Origin of the sequence: Polynucleobacter asymbioticus, from assembly GCF_018687575.1 — a bacterium.
Lineage (GTDB): Bacteria > Pseudomonadota > Gammaproteobacteria > Burkholderiales > Burkholderiaceae > Polynucleobacter > Polynucleobacter asymbioticus_C.
In genome coordinates this window covers 1,016,835-1,033,983 of sequence record NZ_CP061297.1, presented here as the reverse complement: position 1 = coordinate 1,033,983, position 17,149 = coordinate 1,016,835, and the positions used below count along the sequence as shown (strand labels likewise).

Genomic DNA, 17,149 nt, shown 5'->3' with positions numbered 1-17,149 from the left:
TTATTGGGCCACTAAACCACCATGGCGAAGTAGGGCGTCAATGCTTGGCTCGCGACCTCTAAATGCTTTGAAGGACTCGGCAGCAGGGCGACTGCCGCCTACCTCCAAAATCTCTTTTCGATAACGAGTACCTGTTTTTTCATCTAGGACGCTCCCAGTCAACTTGGCGGCCTCCTCAAATGCTGAGTAGACATCCGCAGAGAGTACCTCAGCCCATTTATAGCTGTAATAACCAGCAGCATAACCACCGGCAAAGATGTGACTAAAGGTATTAATCCAACGCGAGATGGCTGGCTGAGGCATGACATTGAACTGATCTGCAATGCTCCTGGAGAGATCGAGTACTGCTTGTCCGTGCGCGTTCTGAGGATCAAGACCTGAGTGCAGGCGCCAATCCGTTAATGACATCACAACCTGACGCAGAGTCATATAGCCATTTTGGAAATTCTTGGCTGCGAGCATTTTGTTAAACAATTCTTTAGGGAGGGACTTGCCAGTTTCAGCATGGGCGGTCATCTTTTCCAAGACTTCCCATTCCCAGCAGAAGTTTTCCATAAACTGACTTGGTAGCTCGACTGCATCCCACTCAACACCATTAATTCCGGAGACGCCTAAGGCGCTCACTTGCGTTAATAAGTGATGCAAGCCATGACCACTTTCATGGAATAGGGTGATGACATCATCATGAGTGATGGTTGGTTGGCGTAATACGCCATTCACTCTGACAGGAGGGGCAAAGTTACACACTAAATACGCTACCGGTACTTGAATTTCTCCATTTGGTAGCTCGCGACGACCTCGCGCATCATCCATCCACGCGCCGCCACGCTTGCCAGGTCTGGCGTAGGGGTCTAAGTAAAAATAAGCAACGATCTGGTTCTCAGCATTTTTGACTGAAAAGGATTGAACATCTGCATGCCATGTTGGCAAATCAGCACTCTCAATCTTGACGCCAAACAAAGTTTGAATAACTCCAAATAATCCTTCTAAAACCTTGGGTAGAGGGAAGTATTGCTTCAATTCATTTTCAGAAAATGCATAGCGCTCTTGCTTCAGCCTCTCCGAAGCAAAGGCAATATCCCATGGTTCCAATCCATCAATAGAAAGTTCAGATTTTGCAAATTCAGAGAGTTCTTGCCAGTCTTTCAATGCAAATGGCTTCGCCTTCTGTGCAAAGTTAGTTAAAAAGGCATCTACTTCCTCAACGCTACTAGCCATTTTTGGTGCCAAACTCAGGGCGGCATAATTTTTGAAGTTCAGCATGCGCGCTTCTTCATCTCGTAGTTTGAGTTGCTCAAGCATGTTCTGAGTATTGTCCCAGTCCAGTTTTCCATTGCTATATTGCGGGGCTAATTCAGAAGCACGGGTCACATAAGCTTCATACATTAAGCGACGCAAGGACCGATTCTCGGAGTACTGCATGACTGGATAGTAGGATGGAAAGTGCAGTGAGAATGCCCATCCTTGCAGTCCTTTTTGTTGGGCAAGATCAGCAGCTGCAGCGACCGCATCGTCAGGTAAGCCAAGCAACTCCTCTGTATTGCTAATGAGGTGCACAAAGTTATCTGTTGCATCTAGTACATGATCTGAAAATGCTTTACCTAATAGCGCCTGTTCATCCTGAATCTGTGAGAAGCGGGGCTTTTGCGCATCTGGTAGTTCTGCACCACCCAAGCGGAAATCTCTTAAAGAGTTTTCAATTACTTTTTTCTGAGCAGGGTTGAGTTGAGAGAAGTCGGCACTTTGGCTGAGCTCCTTGAACTTTTGATACAGCGCCAAGTTTTGACCAAGACTAGAAAAGAATGCAGTAACCTTCGGTATCATCTCGCCATATGCTGCCCTAAGTTCTGGGGTATCTGCAACGCTATTCAGATGTGACACAACCCCCCAGGATCTACTCAAAGACTCGGTAGCATCCTCTAGCATCTCTACTAAATCATTCCAATTGGCTGGAGTGGCTGGATCGACTGCATGATCAACAGCGTATTGAGCTCGATCCAACAGAAAGTCTATTGCTGGGGCGATATCAGATGGCTTAACCTCAGAGTAAGCGCAAATACCTCTTCCAAAGCTAATCAGCGGGTTCTGTTGAAGTGCGGTGGAGGGCTTAGGGGATGTAGATTTAGTCATCCCCATAGCTTAATGGACGACGGAAACTTTTGCCAATCAGAGGGTAATCTGATTGGCTAGTTTTATAGCTTAGCTGCTTTTTCTGCTGCCTCTAAGGTATTCATGAGCAGCATAGTGATCGTCATAGGGCCTACGCCACCTGGTACAGGCGTAATCCAGCCGGCAACATATTGAGCGGCATCAAAATCCACATCGCCACAAAGCTTGCCATCGGGCAAGCGATTAATGCCAACGTCAATCACAACAGCTCCATTTTTGACCATGTCGCCAGTAATCATTTTAGGTTTACCAGTAGCAACTACCAAAATATCGGCATCCTTAGTGTGGTGGGCCAGGTCGCGTGTCTTGCTGTTACAAATGGTGACAGTTGCACCAGCTTGCAATAAGAGCATCGCCATCGGCTTGCCAACAATATTGGAAGCACCTACGATCACTGCTCGTGCACCACGGATAGGGTATTCAATACTTTCAAGAATCTTCATGCAGCCATACGGCGTGCAAGGCTTGAATGCAGGCTGGCCGACCATGAGGGCACCCGCATTGGCTACGTGAAAGCCATCCACATCTTTTTCTGGCGCAATGGCTTCCAGTACACGTTCCGCTGCAATATGCTCAGGCAGCGGGAGTTGAACCAAAATTCCATGAATAGCGGGATCAGCATTCAAAGTAGCAATGCGAGCCAGTAATTCTTCTTCGCCTAATTCTGCAGAGTAGCGCTCCAGTACAGAGTGGAATCCTACGTCCTCACAAGCCTTCACCTTATTTCTGACATACACCTGGCTAGCCGGATTTTCTCCAACTACGATGACAGCTAGACCGGGCCTTACGCCTTTAGCGGTAACGATTGCACCGCGAGCAGCAATTTCAGTACGTAATTTTTTAGAGAGGGCAACGCCATCGAGTAACTGTGCAGGCATGGGGAATTAATTGGGTTGAGGATCAGAAAGTGCCAAACGGAGAAGATCTGCAACGGTATTGACGTTGAGCTTTTCCATGATGTTGGCGCGGTGTGCTTCAACCGTTTTGATGGAGATGCCAAGATCATCTGCGATCTGCTTATTCAAGCGACCAGCAACAATGCGCTCGAGTACCTGGCGCTCACGCCCAGTCAATTTGCTTAAGAGGCTTTGGGTAATTTTGCGCTGACTTGCTTGCGAATAATCAACGCGTGCTTTGGCAAGCATACGATCTACTAGACCACAGAGATCATTTTCTTTAAAAGGCTTTTCAATGAAATCTACTGCACCACGCTTCATGGTGGAGACTGCCATTGAAACATCACCATGACCGGTAATAAAGGCAACTGGCATTGGCAGGTTTTCACTAATTAAGCGTTCTTGCAATTCAAGGCCTGACATGCCTGACATACGAACATCCAAGATGGCACAAGAGATAGTCGATTTATCCGTGCTCTGTAGAGATTGCAGGAAACGTTCAGCACTTGCATGGCAGCGCACAACATAACCATTGCTTTCTAGCAGCCAGGTGAGGGAGTCACGCACTGCCTCGTCGTCATCTACAACATAAACTACTTCAGCTTGGCTGGGTTTGTTGCTAGCACTGATGTTCATATTAGCTCTCGCAGATCAATCTTAAAAAATGCATAAATTAACTATTGGTTATAGAGCCCGGAGTCTCTAGGGGTAATAGTATTGTAAAGGTGCAGCCTGCTAACTTTGTCTGTTCTGCGTCCATCAGATTTTTGGCAAAAAGGCGGCCCTGGTGGGACTCGATCACGGATCGGCAAATGTTCAAGCCCATGCCCATACCATCGTTTTTAGTGCTAAAAAAGGGCTCAAACATGCGTTCAATGACAGATTGGGCGATTCCAGCACCTGCATCGGTTACCTGGATGCGCAGCATAGCGGGAAAAGTACTGGTGTCGAGGTCGGCCGAAATCCGGACAGGTGGAGCTGACCATCGAGAGGAGAGAGGGTAAACCTCTCTCAGGCTATCCAAGGAGTTTTTTAGTAGGTTGACCAGTACCTGCAAAATTAAGACTGGATCAACATCAATCATGGGCAGATTGTCAGCAATCTCAGTAGCGATATTCAATCTATGACGATTGGCTTCAATTTCGACCAATCCAACCGCATCATTAATAATTTCACTGATATCGCAAGATTTTCTTTGTGGTTCGCTGCGCTTTACGAAACCTTTGATGCGCTGAATGATGGTTCCAGCTCTATGTGCTTGATCAGACGCCTTCTCGAGCGCTGGAAGAATATCTTTTTGCATAAGGGGGTCTATATGACCCTGTAAACGTTTTGCTACACCCATGCAATAGTTGGAAATCGCTGCAAGGGGTTGGTTTAATTCATGAGCCAAAGAGGAGGCCATTTCACCCATGGTGGTGAGACGACTAGTAAATTGCATGCGCTCTTCCTGTTGGCGGGCTAAATCATCCGCCTCAATACGAATCGTGATATCCGTTGCAATAAGCAGTTGCGCTAAATGTCCATCTACCCATGGAACAAAACGCCTACGAACTTCATACCATCTTAAAGTGCCAGTATCTTCGTCTAGCAGTTGAATTTCTTCCGATTCATTGTCTTGATATAAGGAGGAGGGAGGGATGCCGTCAGTAACGGTGTCTACAAAATCCTCATTCAGGGCTTGCATCGCATTCTGATTGATATCACTATTGGCCAGATCAAAATGGCCTTTAGCAGAATTGCCAAAACGTTCTCGATAAAATCGATTCGCAAACAACAATTCGCCAGTTTCATTTGATACTACCGAAACTGCAGCATCAAGACCTTCGAGTACTGTAACGAAACGTTCTTGTGAGGCCGCCAATTCTTCACGAATTTTCTTCGGCTCAGAAATATCAATTAAAGAAGTGACCCATCCTGTCTGCTTACCTTTTTCATTAATCAACGGAGAAATGAATGTTCTCGTCTGAATAATGGAGCCGTTGCGATGGAGGATCGAACCCTCAATACCAATCTTCTTATCTTGGTTCAGCGCTAGCTTGAGGGCTGCATTCATCTTCTCAGTAAGCTCACTCTTTTGCCCCTCAGGCCAAAAAGCAAACGGCGGACCCATTCCAATCAGTTCTTCTGCTGACCAGCCGGTCATCTCACAAAAAGCGGGATTGACGTAGGTGATTGCTCGATTCATGTCGTGCGCACGAATTCCTACTGGAGTAGAGTTTTCCATTGCGCTACGAAAATTGGTTTCAGCACGAAGATTTGCCTCAGCCTCTTGTCTTACCTGCATTTGTTTGAGGACTGACCACAAACTCCAAATCACGAATGCACTCAAACCTAAGACCACGCCGATTAGCATTCGAAAAGTTAAATTCGTTGCCGGAGGGTAGGTATCAATACGCAGACTGAGATTGGGACTAAGAACGCCAATATCTAAACTGGTTTGATTGCTAAATGCACGCTTTGGTGTGTTTTTGTCAGATGAGATTGCGAGTACCTTATCGTCATCAGTCATTAAGGTGAATCGATATTGGCCCTTTAGCTCTCCAGGGATCATTTCCAGTAGACCCTGTGTTTTATACAGAACGGCTACCACCCCTTTAATTTCGCTACCTGAAATTTGAGGAACCACTTGCCAAAACACATTACGAATTTCTTTGGACACCACCTCGTCGCTGGGTACTTCAATGGTGATGAACTGACTGAAGGCGGGTCTGTTGGTTGCGGTGCTGAGCTCGAGTGTTTTGTTCAGAGCTTGTTTAATCAATAATGCATTATTTTCTTTATTAAACCATTCGGTTTTTATATTGCTTGGAGGAATTCTCCATAGACGCTGGTCTGCTTCATTAAGCCAAACAATTTGCGCTATTTCATGATTAGTTTGCAGAAGATTTTCTGCCTGAATAATCACGTTTTCTTTTAGCTTGGCAGAATCTCCGGCACTGACATAATCCCGCCCAATGGATTGCAATATATCCGTATTGTTTGCAAAACGTAATTGGATACGCTGCTTTGCGAAAGAGAGCTCTCTAAATAGTGCAGCTTCTTGCTGACTCTTTTCTTGTAGTTGGAGGGTGCCCATAATGACCCCCATCACAACAGTGAATAGCACGATGGCTATTAATGGTGTGTAGACAAGCTTAAATCCCCGTATTTGACGGAGCCATTTCACAGGCTTGAGTTGCCAGATTGAAAATGCGATTTTTTTCATGTAATCCGCATATTTTGCCCTATAGATAGGCTTTCTCAGCGTTTTTGGCTTTTTGGCTCATTTGAGTGCGCTGCAATAAAATATCACATAGTGAGAAATATTATCATTATGTGGAAAATTGCTTGTTTACACCCATAGACCTTCCTAGAATATTGCCTATAGAGTGAATAAATAAGACCGATGTGACTAATGGAGGCAGTTTATGGCAGCAGTTCCAGATCAAATTTTAGGTAGCGCAGGTAAGCAAGATGCGGATCCAGGCGAAACCCAGGAATGGCTTCAAGCGCTAGATGGCGTAATTCGCAATGAAGGCCCAGAGCGCGCGGCTTATTTAATTGACCAGCAAATTTCACATGCTCGTGTAAACGGTGTCAATCAACCGTTCCATGCAGAAACTCCTTATATCAATACGATTCCGGTAGAGCAGCAAGCACGCTTACCTGGAGATCAGAATGTTGAGCACCGCATTCGTTCCTACACACGTTGGAACGCAATGGCGATGGTTCTGCGTGCCAATAAAGATACGAACGTTGGTGGACATATTTCATCTTTCCAGTCGGCCGCTACTTTATATGATGTCGGCTTTAATCATTTTTGGCATGCCCCATCTCCAGATCACGGTGGCGACCTCATTTTTGTTCAAGGACACTCAGCCCCAGGTGTTTATGCTCGCGCCTATATGCTTGGCCGCTTGTCAGACGAGCAGTTGAATAACTTCCGTCAAGAAGTTGGCGGTAAGGGTATTTCTAGTTATCCACATCCCTGGTTGATGCCGGATTTCTGGCAGTTCCCGACAGTCTCTATGGGTCTTGGACCCATCATGGCTATTTATCAAGCTCGCTTTATGCGCTATATGCAAGATCGTGGCTTTATCAAGGCTGAAGGGCGCAAAGTTTGGGCCTTCCTCGGTGATGGTGAAACTGATGAGCCAGAATCACTCGGTGCAATCGGTATGGCGGGTCGTGAAAAATTAGACAATCTTATTTTTGTTGTGAACTGCAACTTGCAACGCCTTGATGGTCCTGTTCGCGGAAACGGCAAGATTATTCAAGAGCTTGAAGGTGAATTCCGTGGAGCGGGTTGGAATGTCATCAAGGTAGTTTGGGGCGGTCATTGGGATGCTTTGTTTGCGCGCGATAAAAAAGGCATCTTGATGCAGCGCCTTGGCGAAATCGTGGATGGCGAGTATCAAACCATGAAAGCGAAGAGTGGCGCTTATGTCCGCGAGATCGTATTCAACACTCCTGAGCTCAAGTCGCTAGTGAGTGACTGGAGCGATGATGAGATTTGGCAACTGAATCGTGGTGGTCACGATCCGCATAAGGTATTTGCAGCTTTTCATTCTGCTGTAAATCATAAAGATCAACCTACAGTGATCTTAGCTCACACCATTAAAGGTTACGGTATGGGTAGCTCAGGTGAGGCGATGAATATTGCACACCAAGCCAAGAAGATGAATTCAGATGACGTTCGTCGCTTCCGTGATCGTTTTGAGATCCCTGTAAAAGATGAGCAATTAGAAGAAATGCCTTTAGTGAAATTTGCTGAAGGCAGTCCAGAACTTGAGTATATGAAAGCGCGTCGCCAAGAATTGGGTGGCTACTTGCCGCAGCGTCGCATGAAAGCTGAAAGCCTGCCGGTGCCAGCATTGGATGTATTTTCTCCGCTGCTTGAGGCTACTACCGAAGGACGTGAGATTTCTACAACGATGGCCTTTGTACGTATTCTCAACACCATTGTGCGTGACAAGGTGATTGGTAAACGTGTAGTTCCGATTGTTCCGGACGAGTCTCGTACCTTTGGTATGGAGGGCATGTTCCGTCAGCTCGGAATTTGGAATCAATTAGGTCAGCTTTACACCCCAGAAGATCATGATCAATTGATGTTCTATAAAGAGGATAAGACTGGTCAGATTTTGCAAGAAGGTATTAATGAGGCAGGTGGTATGTGCGACTGGATCGCCGCTGCAACTGCTTACTCAACTCATGGTGTACCGATGTTGCCTTTCTACATCTTCTATTCCATGTTTGGATTCCAACGCATTGGCGACCTCTGCTGGGCTGCCGGCGATATGCGTAGCCGTGGATTCTTATTAGGCGGTACTGCTGGTAGAACTACTTTAAATGGTGAAGGTCTTCAGCACGAAGATGGCCATAGTCAAGTATGGAGTGCCGCAATTCCAAACTGTATTAGCTACGATCCTTCATTCTCATTTGAAGTGGCAGTAGTGATTCAGGATGGTATGCGCCGCATGTTAGCTGAACAAGAAGACGTCTATTACTACATCACTTTGATGAATGAGAACTACGCTCATCCAGCAATGCCAAAAGGTGCAGAGCAAGACATTATTAAAGGAATGTACAAGCTGAAGTCGGTTGGTGATACCAATGCGAAACTGCGTGTACAGCTCTTAGGTTCAGGCACGATTTTCCGAGAAGTGATTGAAGCTGCTGAAATCCTCCATAAAGATTGGGGAGTTTCTTCTGATCTGTGGGGTTGCCCAAGCTTTACCGAGTTAGGTCGAGATTGGAACGCAGTTCATCGCAATAATCTACTTAATCCAACGGCTGCACCTGCTTTATCGCACGTAGAGAAGTGCCTTAAAGATACTGCTGGACCAATTGTTGCTGCTACTGACTATGTACGACTATTTGCAGAGCAAATTCGCCCTGCAATTCAGCATATGGGTCGTCGTTTCGAGGTTCTAGGTACTGATGGCTTTGGCCGTTCAGATACTCGCGAAAAATTACGTGATTTCTTTGAAGTCGATCGTCGCTGGATTGTCCTAACCGCATTGCGTTCTTTGGTGGATGCAGGTCAGCTTGATCGCCAAAAGCTAGCAGAAGCGATTAAGAAATATGAAATCGATATCACCAAACCAAACCCAATGACGGTTTGATAAGAGACAGAGACTATGAGCCAACTAATTGATATTAAAGTCCCGGATATTGGGGATTACAAAGATGTGCCTGTCATCGAGGTATTGGTAAAAGCCGGTGATCGTGTTGAAAAAGAGCAGTCTATTGTTGTGCTTGAATCAGATAAAGCAACTATGGATGTCCCCTCATCACATTCCGGCGTTGTGAAAGAAGTCAAGATTAAGGTGGGGGACTCGATTTCAGAGGGCGCCATCGTTCTGGTGCTTGAAGAAAGTGGCGCTTCAGCTCCAGCAGCAACTCAAGCTGCTGCTCCAGTAGCAGCGAAGGCAGAGCCTGTTGCAGCCCCAGCACCAAAAGTGGAGCCACCGATTGTGCGCGCACCTGCACCACCCCCTGTTAGCAATACTCCAGTTGAGGTTGATCCCACCGCAAGTCACGCAAGTCCTTCCGTGCGTAAATTTGCCCGTGAACTTGGTGTTACCGTTCATCAAGTTAAAGGATCGGGACCTAAAGGCAGAATTACACAGGAAGACGTTCAGGCCTTTGTAAAAGCTGCGATGAGTGGCGGCCCTGGAAACGTATCCAATGCGTCTGGCGGAAGCTTAGGTGGTCTGAATTTAATCCCTTGGCCTAAAGTTGATTTTTCCAAATTTGGCGAGACAGAGCGTCAGCCATTAAATCGTATTAAGAAGTTGACTGCTGCGAACTTAGGCCGCAACTGGGTCATGATTCCTGCCGTGACTTATCACGAAGATGCGGATATTACCGATCTTGAGGCATTTAGAATTCTCACGAATAAAGAGAATGAGAAGCAGGGTCTCAAAATCACAATGCTAGCGTTCTTGATGAAAGCTGCCGTTGCAGCACTGAAGAAGTACCCTGAGTTCAATAGCTCCATCGACGGTGATGACTTGGTATTGAAGAAGTACTTCAATATTGCTTTCGCCGCAGATACGCCAAATGGTTTGGTGGTGCCGGTGATACGTGATGCTGATAAAAAAGGTATCTTCGAGCTTGCTCGTGAAACCTCAGAGTTAGCAGCGCTTGCACGTGATGGTAAGTTAAAGCCAGAACAAATGCAGGGTGCTAGCTTTACGATCTCTTCTTTAGGTGGCATTGGTGGTACGTATTTCTCTCCTATCGTGAATGCACCTGAAGTGGCTATCTTAGGTGTAAGTAAGGCTGCCATGAAACCCGTTTGGGATGGCAAGCAATTTGTTCCGCGTTTAATTTGCCCATTGTCACTGAGTGCCGACCATCGCGTGATTGATGGTGCTTTGGCAACGCGTTTTAATGTCTATATCGCTCAGCTGATGTCCGACTTCCGTCGCGCAGCGCTTTAAGGAAAAGATATGGCTAAGCAAATTATTCTCGTACCGGATATTGGTGATTATTCAGATGTACCGGTAATTGAAGTGCTCATCAAGGTTGGCGATGTTATTGAAAAGGAACAGCCCTTACTGGTTCTGGAATCCGACAAAGCAACTATGGAAGTGCCGGCAGATTCTGCTGGAACCATTTTGAGTATCTCTGTAAAAGCTGGCGACAAAGTTAGCAAGGGTAGTGCTGTTGCAGAAATTGAAGTAGGGGCAGCTGCAGTACCCCAGGCTTCGACACCTGTCGCAAGTTTATCTCCTGCACCTGCTCCAGCAGCCACTCCTGTGATCAGTGCTCCTATTGCAGGTCAATATAGCGGCAAAGTGGATCATGAGTGTGAGGTGCTCGTCTTAGGTGCTGGCCCTGGTGGATATAGTGCCGCATTCCGAAGTGCGGATTTAGGCATGAGCACTATCTTGATAGAGCGTTATGCGACCTTAGGTGGTGTTTGCTTGAACGTAGGTTGTATTCCATCCAAAGCCTTGCTGCATACAACGGCAGTGATGGATGAAGTCAAGACTATGTCTAAGCATGGCATTAGTTATGGAGCCCCAAAAATTGAAATCGATCAACTGCGCGGCTATAAAGACTCTGTTATCGCCAAGTTAACGGGTGGATTAGCTGGGATGGCTAAAGCACGCAAAGTAACTGTAGTGCGTGGTCTAGGTCGCTTCTTGGATGCCAATCATGTTGAGGTTGAGCTTACAAAAGGTGACGGCCAAGACTTAGCCGGTCAAAAGGAAGTGATTCGTTTTCAGAAGGCAATCATTGCGGCGGGAAGTCAACCGGTTAAGCTGCCGTTCTTGCCGGAAGATCCACGCATTGTGGATAGTACAGGGGCCTTATTACTCAAGAGCATTCCAAAGCGGATGTTAGTCATTGGTGGCGGAATTATTGGTTTGGAGATGGCGACGGTCTACAGCACGCTAGGCTCTCGTATTGATATTGCCGAAATGATGGATGGCCTGATGGCAGGTGCTGATCGTGATTTAGAAAAGGTTTGGGAGAAATTCAATGCCGGCCGTTTTGAAAAGATCATGCTCAAGACTCGTGCCTCTAAAGCCGAAGTCAAAGCTGACGGTATTCAGGTTAGCTTTGAAGGTGAGGGCGCTCCCGCAGAAGCTCAGACTTACGATTTAGTATTGGTTGCAGTTGGCCGCACACCTAACGGTAAGAAGATTGATGCCTCTGCTGCAGGAGTTATTGTGGACGAGCGGGGCTTTATACCAGTCGACAATCAAATGCGTACTAATGTTAATCACATCTTCGCTATTGGCGATATCGTTGGCCAACCTATGCTTGCTCATAAGGCGGTGCATGAGGGTCACGTTGCAGCTGAAGCGGCTGCAGGTGAAAAATCTTACTTTGACGCCAAACAAATTCCATCTGTTGCGTATACCGATCCTGAAGTAGCTTGGGCTGGTTTGACAGAGGAGCAGTGCAAAGCTCAGGGCATCGCTTACGAAAAAGGCTTATTCCCTTGGGCTGCCAGCGGTAGAGCCATTGCCAATGGCCGTGACGAAGGCTTTACCAAACTCATTTTTGACGCTACCAGCAAGCGCATCATCGGTGGCGGTATTGTGGGTACACATGCTGGTGACTTGATTGGCGAGGTTTGTCTTGCAATTGAGATGGGTGCTGATGCGGTGGATATTGGTAAAACAATTCACCCGCACCCAACTCTAGGTGAGTCGGTTGGATTGGCTGCTGAGGCTGCTTTGGGCCATTGCACTGATCTGCCGCCGGTAAAAAAGAAAACCCATTAAATGAATTAGTAACCCTCATTTTCTGGCTAAGAAAAAGCCCCGAGAGATCGGGGCTTTTCTATTCAAGCTGCAGCAATGTAGCTGAACTAAAAACTTATTTCTTCTTAGTAGGTTTACTTGCAGGCTTGCCAGCAGTTTTCATGGTCTTCTCAACTGAGCTAGTAGCGTTATTCAAATTAGTTTGAGCTACCTCAACTGCATGCTTCACAGCCTTTTGACTGGTTTCAAATACATTGGTCGCGGATGCGATTGCTTGTTTCATAGCAGTAACTGCCGCTTCAGATCCTGCAGGAGCATTTTTGGTCCAGTCTTCTACCAGGGCATTAATTTTTTTCTGACCTGCTTGTAATTCTTGTTCGGCAGATTTGGTAAAGCTGGCTTGGGTCTCATGAGCCAACTCATAAAGATGACGGCTATAGGCCATAATTTTTTCAGCCATGGGCTGAACTGCCTCAGCTTGATGGGCGAGGAGCTGTTGAATGTCTTTTATTTCTAATGCTTTTTTTGCACTGCTCATGCTTTCACCTAAGCTTTGCTTAGCTATATGCATATTGAGTTCGACCAATTGCTCAATGCTTTTAAGTGCTTGATTGGTCAGTCCACTTAAAGTTTCTAAATTGGCTTTTTGCGCCGCTGCGATTTGTTCAGGCGTTAAGTTCATTTCAATCCTTTTTAAGTGGATGCCATCATGACTCACTATGAGCTTTATTTGGACATTGTCAATTTATATTCTGACTATCTTACAGTATTTATGGTGCACTGCATCATTGAATAAATAATGCTGCGAAATGAAGGTCGGGGTTCTAAAAAAGCCTAAAATCAAGAATTATTCAAAAAACTCCACATTTTCAACAAGTTATCTATGAGATTGAAGCTTGACAGCTTAATTGCCCCATTATTTGTATTGATCTGGAGTACTGGCTTTGTCATTGCACGCTTGGCAATGCCTTATGTGGAGCCAGCTGGCTTTTTGTTTTGGCGATTTGCAGGTGTTTTAATGGCCATGGCCTGTCTGAGTTTGGTATGGAAAATCAGTTGGCCAAGCTGGTCGCAAATCAAGCACATTGCTGTAGCGGGCGTATTGCTTCAATTTGGTTATCTGCTTGGCGTTTGGTTTGCGGTCCGCTTAGGTATGACTGCTGGTTTAGTCGCCATTATTGTCGGCTTACAGCCCATCTTGACCGCTTGGTTTGCTGCTTGGGTATCTGAGAAAGTCACTGGGCGCCAATGGATAGGGTTAGCTTTTGGATTTACTGGTGTGGCTTTGGTGGTTGCAGAGAAAATTGGTTTTGCGCATATTCCTTTATTAAGTTACATCCTTGCTTTTGCTGCCTTGCTTTCTATTACCTTTGGCACGCTTTACCAAAAGAAATTCTGTCCAGTATTTGACCTTCGTGCAGGCTCATCAATTCAGTTTGGGGTCTCAGCCGTTTTGTGCTTTATCTGCATGTATTTCTTCGAGTCTGGAGAAATGGTTTGGAATGTCCCTGTCGTTGGAGCTTTACTTTGGGCTATTTTCCCGTTATCGATTGGATCTATTAGCTTGCTCTTTATGATGATTCGCAAAGGGGCTGCTACCAAGGTGACGAGCCTCTTATATCTGACGCCACCTACTACTGCAGTGATGGCATGGTTCTTATTTGATGAGCCCTTTACTTTATTGATGGCAGGGGGCTTGTTGCTTACTATGACTGGGGTTGTGCTGGTAAATCGTGGGCAAACAAGTACTGTTGCCACCATTGCTGAATAGGACTGCGATAAATAGAGTTATTTTTTGATGTGACATGCAATAAGAGCGGTTTAGAGGCAAAAGTTATTTATTATTCGGTATGTTAAAAGTTTTGGAAGGCATTTTGGGATGTATTTGAATCGTATTTGGCGCTTCGCTCTAGCTGGACTCATCGCATTTGGCGTAGCCACTTCTTTTCAGGCTATCGCAGCCAATAAAGACTCCCAAACTACTAAGTCAACTAAGGGCTCAGCAAAGACTTCCGCTAAATCAGAGCCTAAGAAAGCTGCTAAGAATACTAAGAAGTCAAAAACTGTTCGCACTACGGTAACTCGTTCGAGTGAGCCTGTTGTTGCGGCAAGGCCCTCATTCGCAACCGCATTGGGCTTGCGTGGTCAGCACGATGATTTGAGTTTGAAATCGAGTGTGGCGATGGTGGTGAACCAAGATACCAAAGAAGTGTATTTTGAAAAGAATTCCTCTGTCAGTTTGCCGATCGCTTCCATTACGAAGCTAATGACTGCAATGGTTGTGCTGGACTCCAAATTACCTCTCGAGGAAACCATCGTCATTAATGCTGACGATGTTCAAAGCTATCGGACTTCACGTCTTGCTGGTGGAACGGTTCTGACGCGAGAAGAAGCCTTATTACTGTCTTTGATGTCTTCCGAGAATCGTGCAGCCTATACCCTTGGACGTAATTATCCGGGTGGTATGAAGGCTTTTATCGATGCCATGAATCGCAAGGCGAAAGAAATTGGTATGACACATTCTCATTTTGCAGATCCCACTGGCTTGCTGAGCGAAAACGTTGCCTCTGCTGAAGATCTCACGCGCATGTTAAGTGCTGCTTACCAATATAAGGTGATTCGTGAGTTCTCTACTTGGCCTGAGTTGACAATGGTTATCGCCAAGCGTCCGCAGAAGTTTCTCAATACCAATCGCTTAGTTCGTGCTGGTGATATGAATATTGGTTTACAAAAGACCGGCTTTATCAATGCGGCAGGCAAATGCCTGGTGATGCAAGCCCGTGTTAATAACACGCCTTTGCTTTTGGTTTTCTTGGACTCGGTTGGTACGCAATCGCGTTTTGCTGATGCGGTCAGGGTGCGCGATTGGTATGAGCGTATGCCTTCAGGTGAACCTACTGCAATCCGTCGCTTAATGTAAGAATTCTGTTCTTAAATGAAATTGCATTTAAGAATTAGCGTCGCCAATTTTAGGTTTGTAGCCCATTCCCTTGGAAATCTGTAGGGCCGTGTCTTGAAGTAGCTTTAGCCAGTCGGCCTGAATGCGGTCGGTGGGAGAGCTTAATGAGAGACCGGCAACCAATTTACCGCTGTCATCATAAATCTCAGCAGCAACGCAACTGACACCTAGTTCTAATTCTTCGTTATCACGCGCATGACCTGATTTACGAACTTGATTGAGTTCGGATTCTAATTTCCCGGGTTCAGTAATGCTATTTCTAGTGTGACCGGCCAAACCAGTGCGTGTGACATAAGCGCGAACCTGACTTGCATCATCGCTCGCTAAAAATAACTTTCCAACAGATGTCAGGTGGAGTGGTGCGCGACCGCCAATGGCCCGAACTACTTGCATACCAGAGCGTTCACTGTAGGCGCGGTCGATATAGACAATCTCATCGCCTTGGCGTACTGATAAGTTAATGGTTTCACCAGTGAGTTTATGTAAGGCCCGCATTGGCCCTTGCGCCGCTTCTCGAACAGATAACCGAGCTTTAACGAGATTACCAAGCTCAAGCAACTTGAGGCCGAGTCGGTAGGTGCCGCCATCGCCACGCTCGACTAATCGGCAGGCAACTAGGTCATTGAGGATGCGGTGGGCTGTAGAGGGGTGTAAATCGGTTTCTTCAGCTAGGTTTTTAAGACTGCTAGCTTCTTCATGGGTGGCCAAGGCATCGAGCAGATTCATCATGCGTTCCACCACCTGAATCGCTGTTTTTCCAGCCTCACCAGGTGTTTTTGGCAATTTTTCAGGTTTGCTCGTCGTCATATTGCTCATTGTAGCGATTTTTACTCAAATTGCACAATATGAAATCCCGCCTCCGCCCTTAATGCCCGATAAAGCTTACTGTTTTAATGCTTCAGCGCATTCCGAAACCAGTTTTGGGCCACGGTAAATGAGGCCACTATAGATCTGCACCAAACTAGCCCCAGCAGTCATTTTTTCTTGAGCATCCTTGCCAGACAAAATGCCACCAACGCCAATAATCGGTATGGCATCCCCTAGGCAGTGTTTGAGGCTCTTGACGACTTCAGTGGATGCTGTGCGAACTGGGGCTCCGGATAAGCCACCCATTTCATCTCCAAACTCCAAGCCTTGAACCGCATCGCGGGCAATCGTTGTATTGGTGGCGATGATTGCGTCGATCTTAAATTCAAGTAATAGGTCGGCAATGAGTTTGATATCGTTTTGATTAAGATCGGGAGCTATTTTTAAAAATAGCGGCTTGCGTACGCCATGCAGATCACTTAGGGCTTCACGTGCTAAGTGTAAAGAGCCAAGCAAAGAGCGCAGCATGTCTTCGCCCTGTAGTGCTCGTAAGTTTTGGGTATTGGGGGATGAGATGTTCACAGTGATGTATGAAGCAACCGCATAGACCGCTTCCATGGCCGTAACATAATCGCTGGCAGCATTCTCAATCGGGGTGCTTGCATTCTTGCCAATATTTAAGCCAACAATGCCACCGTTTTGCCAATATGCAGAATCACGCACGCGCTTTACACAGGCATCAACGCCGTCATTATTAAAGCCCATGCGATTAATAATTGCTTGTGCTTGTGGCAAGCGAAACATGCGGGGCTTAGGATTGCCTGGCTGAGGTTTTGGTGTAACAGTGCCAATTTCTAAAAAGCCAAAGCCTAGGGCGCCAAGTGCATCAATATGTTTGCCATCCTTATCAAGACCAGCAGCAAGACCAACTGGATTGGGAAAAGTGATGCCACATAAGTTGCGGGGATCTGGAGTTGGTTGCTCTACCAAGCATCGCAACAAGCCCCATCGCTGCGCGCGATCTAGATTGCTTAAGGTAATGTTGTGGGCTTGCTCTGGATCTAAAGAAAACAGCCAGGGGCGTAGTAGAGGGTAGCTATCGATCATGG

At 46.3% G+C, this 17,149-nt stretch carries 12 protein-coding genes; 5 read left to right on the top strand and 7 right to left on the bottom strand.

The window, feature by feature from the left end:
• The 4 genes from AOC19_RS05110 to AOC19_RS05095 all read right to left on the bottom strand — a co-directional run bounded on the left by AOC19_RS05110 (position 1) and on the right by AOC19_RS05095 (position 6,273).
• Positions 1 to 2,130: a M3 family metallopeptidase gene (locus AOC19_RS05110; protein ID WP_215374358.1), complete on the bottom strand. Its 2,130-nt coding sequence runs from the start codon at positions 2,128 to 2,130 to the stop codon at positions 1 to 3.
• Positions 2,131 to 2,192: 62 nt separating this feature from the next.
• A complete protein-coding gene (gene folD / locus AOC19_RS05105) occupies positions 2,193 to 3,047 on the bottom strand; it encodes a bifunctional methylenetetrahydrofolate dehydrogenase/methenyltetrahydrofolate cyclohydrolase FolD (RefSeq protein ID WP_215374356.1) in 855 nt (284 codons plus the stop codon).
• A 6-nt stretch (positions 3,048 to 3,053) separates the two neighbouring features.
• Positions 3,054 to 3,701 (bottom strand): response regulator transcription factor, encoded by a 648-nt coding sequence (locus tag AOC19_RS05100; protein WP_215374353.1) that lies wholly within the window; start codon positions 3,699 to 3,701, stop codon positions 3,054 to 3,056.
• Between the two features lie 37 nt (positions 3,702 to 3,738).
• Entirely contained in the window at positions 3,739 to 6,273 is a 2,535-nt protein-coding gene (locus tag AOC19_RS05095) for a PAS domain-containing sensor histidine kinase (RefSeq protein WP_215374350.1), read from the bottom strand.
• A 202-nt stretch (positions 6,274 to 6,475) separates the two neighbouring features.
• Here AOC19_RS05095 and aceE point away from each other — a divergent pair, with 202 nt between their 5' ends.
• From aceE to lpdA, 3 genes are read left to right on the top strand one after another with little or no spacing between them, the layout of a single operon-like run.
• Positions 6,476 to 9,172, top strand: coding sequence for a pyruvate dehydrogenase (acetyl-transferring), homodimeric type (gene aceE / locus AOC19_RS05090; RefSeq protein WP_215374347.1), 2,697 nt, complete (start codon positions 6,476 to 6,478; stop codon positions 9,170 to 9,172).
• A gap of 15 nt (positions 9,173 to 9,187) precedes the next feature.
• Positions 9,188 to 10,495: a dihydrolipoyllysine-residue acetyltransferase gene (aceF, locus tag AOC19_RS05085; protein ID WP_215374344.1), complete on the top strand. Its 1,308-nt coding sequence runs from the start codon at positions 9,188 to 9,190 to the stop codon at positions 10,493 to 10,495.
• Positions 10,496 to 10,504: 9 nt separating this feature from the next.
• On the top strand, positions 10,505 to 12,295 hold the full coding sequence (lpdA, locus tag AOC19_RS05080; protein ID WP_215374341.1) for a dihydrolipoyl dehydrogenase: 1,791 nt from the start codon (positions 10,505 to 10,507) through the stop codon (positions 12,293 to 12,295).
• A gap of 94 nt (positions 12,296 to 12,389) precedes the next feature.
• Here lpdA and AOC19_RS05075 read toward each other — a convergent pair whose 3' ends face one another.
• Entirely contained in the window at positions 12,390 to 12,956 is a 567-nt protein-coding gene (locus AOC19_RS05075; protein ID WP_215374339.1) for a phasin family protein, read from the bottom strand.
• Between the two features lie 201 nt (positions 12,957 to 13,157).
• On the opposite strand from AOC19_RS05075, the gene AOC19_RS05070 reads away from it, so the two are divergent.
• Positions 13,158 to 14,045: a DMT family transporter gene (locus tag AOC19_RS05070; RefSeq protein WP_215374336.1), complete on the top strand. Its 888-nt coding sequence runs from the start codon at positions 13,158 to 13,160 to the stop codon at positions 14,043 to 14,045.
• A 108-nt stretch (positions 14,046 to 14,153) separates the two neighbouring features.
• Positions 14,154 to 15,194 carry a serine hydrolase gene (locus AOC19_RS05065; protein ID WP_215374333.1) on the top strand — a complete coding sequence of 347 codons (1,041 nt, stop codon included), beginning with the start codon at positions 14,154 to 14,156 and terminating at the stop codon, positions 15,192 to 15,194.
• A 27-nt stretch (positions 15,195 to 15,221) separates the two neighbouring features.
• Here AOC19_RS05065 and AOC19_RS05060 read toward each other — a convergent pair whose 3' ends face one another.
• Both AOC19_RS05060 and AOC19_RS05055 read right to left on the bottom strand, forming a co-directional pair.
• Entirely contained in the window at positions 15,222 to 16,049 is an 828-nt protein-coding gene (locus tag AOC19_RS05060) for an IclR family transcriptional regulator (RefSeq protein WP_215374330.1), read from the bottom strand.
• 66 nt (positions 16,050 to 16,115) lie between these two features.
• Entirely contained in the window at positions 16,116 to 17,147 is a 1,032-nt protein-coding gene (locus AOC19_RS05055) for a quinone-dependent dihydroorotate dehydrogenase (RefSeq protein WP_215374327.1), read from the bottom strand.
• Between the last annotated feature and the right edge of the window lie 2 nt (positions 17,148 to 17,149).

Excerpts from the sequence above, each read along its gene's own strand:
- AOC19_RS05110 (WP_215374358.1), bottom strand. The coding sequence starts at position 2,130 with ATGACTAAATCTACATCCCCTAAGCCCTCCACCGCACTTCAACAGAAC.
- folD (WP_215374356.1), bottom strand. The coding sequence starts at position 3,047 with ATGCCTGCACAGTTACTCGATGGCGTTGCCCTCTCTAAAAAATTACGT.
- AOC19_RS05100 (WP_215374353.1), bottom strand. The coding sequence starts at position 3,701 with ATGAACATCAGTGCTAGCAACAAACCCAGCCAAGCTGAAGTAGTTTAT.
- AOC19_RS05095 (WP_215374350.1), bottom strand. The coding sequence starts at position 6,273 with ATGAAAAAAATCGCATTTTCAATCTGGCAACTCAAGCCTGTGAAATGG.
- aceE (WP_215374347.1), top strand. The coding sequence starts at position 6,476 with ATGGCAGCAGTTCCAGATCAAATTTTAGGTAGCGCAGGTAAGCAAGAT.
- aceF (WP_215374344.1), top strand. The coding sequence starts at position 9,188 with ATGAGCCAACTAATTGATATTAAAGTCCCGGATATTGGGGATTACAAA.
- lpdA (WP_215374341.1), top strand. The coding sequence starts at position 10,505 with ATGGCTAAGCAAATTATTCTCGTACCGGATATTGGTGATTATTCAGAT.
- AOC19_RS05075 (WP_215374339.1), bottom strand. The coding sequence starts at position 12,956 with ATGAACTTAACGCCTGAACAAATCGCAGCGGCGCAAAAAGCCAATTTA.
- AOC19_RS05070 (WP_215374336.1), top strand. The coding sequence starts at position 13,158 with ATGAGATTGAAGCTTGACAGCTTAATTGCCCCATTATTTGTATTGATC.
- AOC19_RS05065 (WP_215374333.1), top strand. The coding sequence starts at position 14,154 with ATGTATTTGAATCGTATTTGGCGCTTCGCTCTAGCTGGACTCATCGCA.
- AOC19_RS05060 (WP_215374330.1), bottom strand. The coding sequence starts at position 16,049 with ATGAGCAATATGACGACGAGCAAACCTGAAAAATTGCCAAAAACACCT.
- AOC19_RS05055 (WP_215374327.1), bottom strand. The coding sequence starts at position 17,147 with ATGATCGATAGCTACCCTCTACTACGCCCCTGGCTGTTTTCTTTAGAT.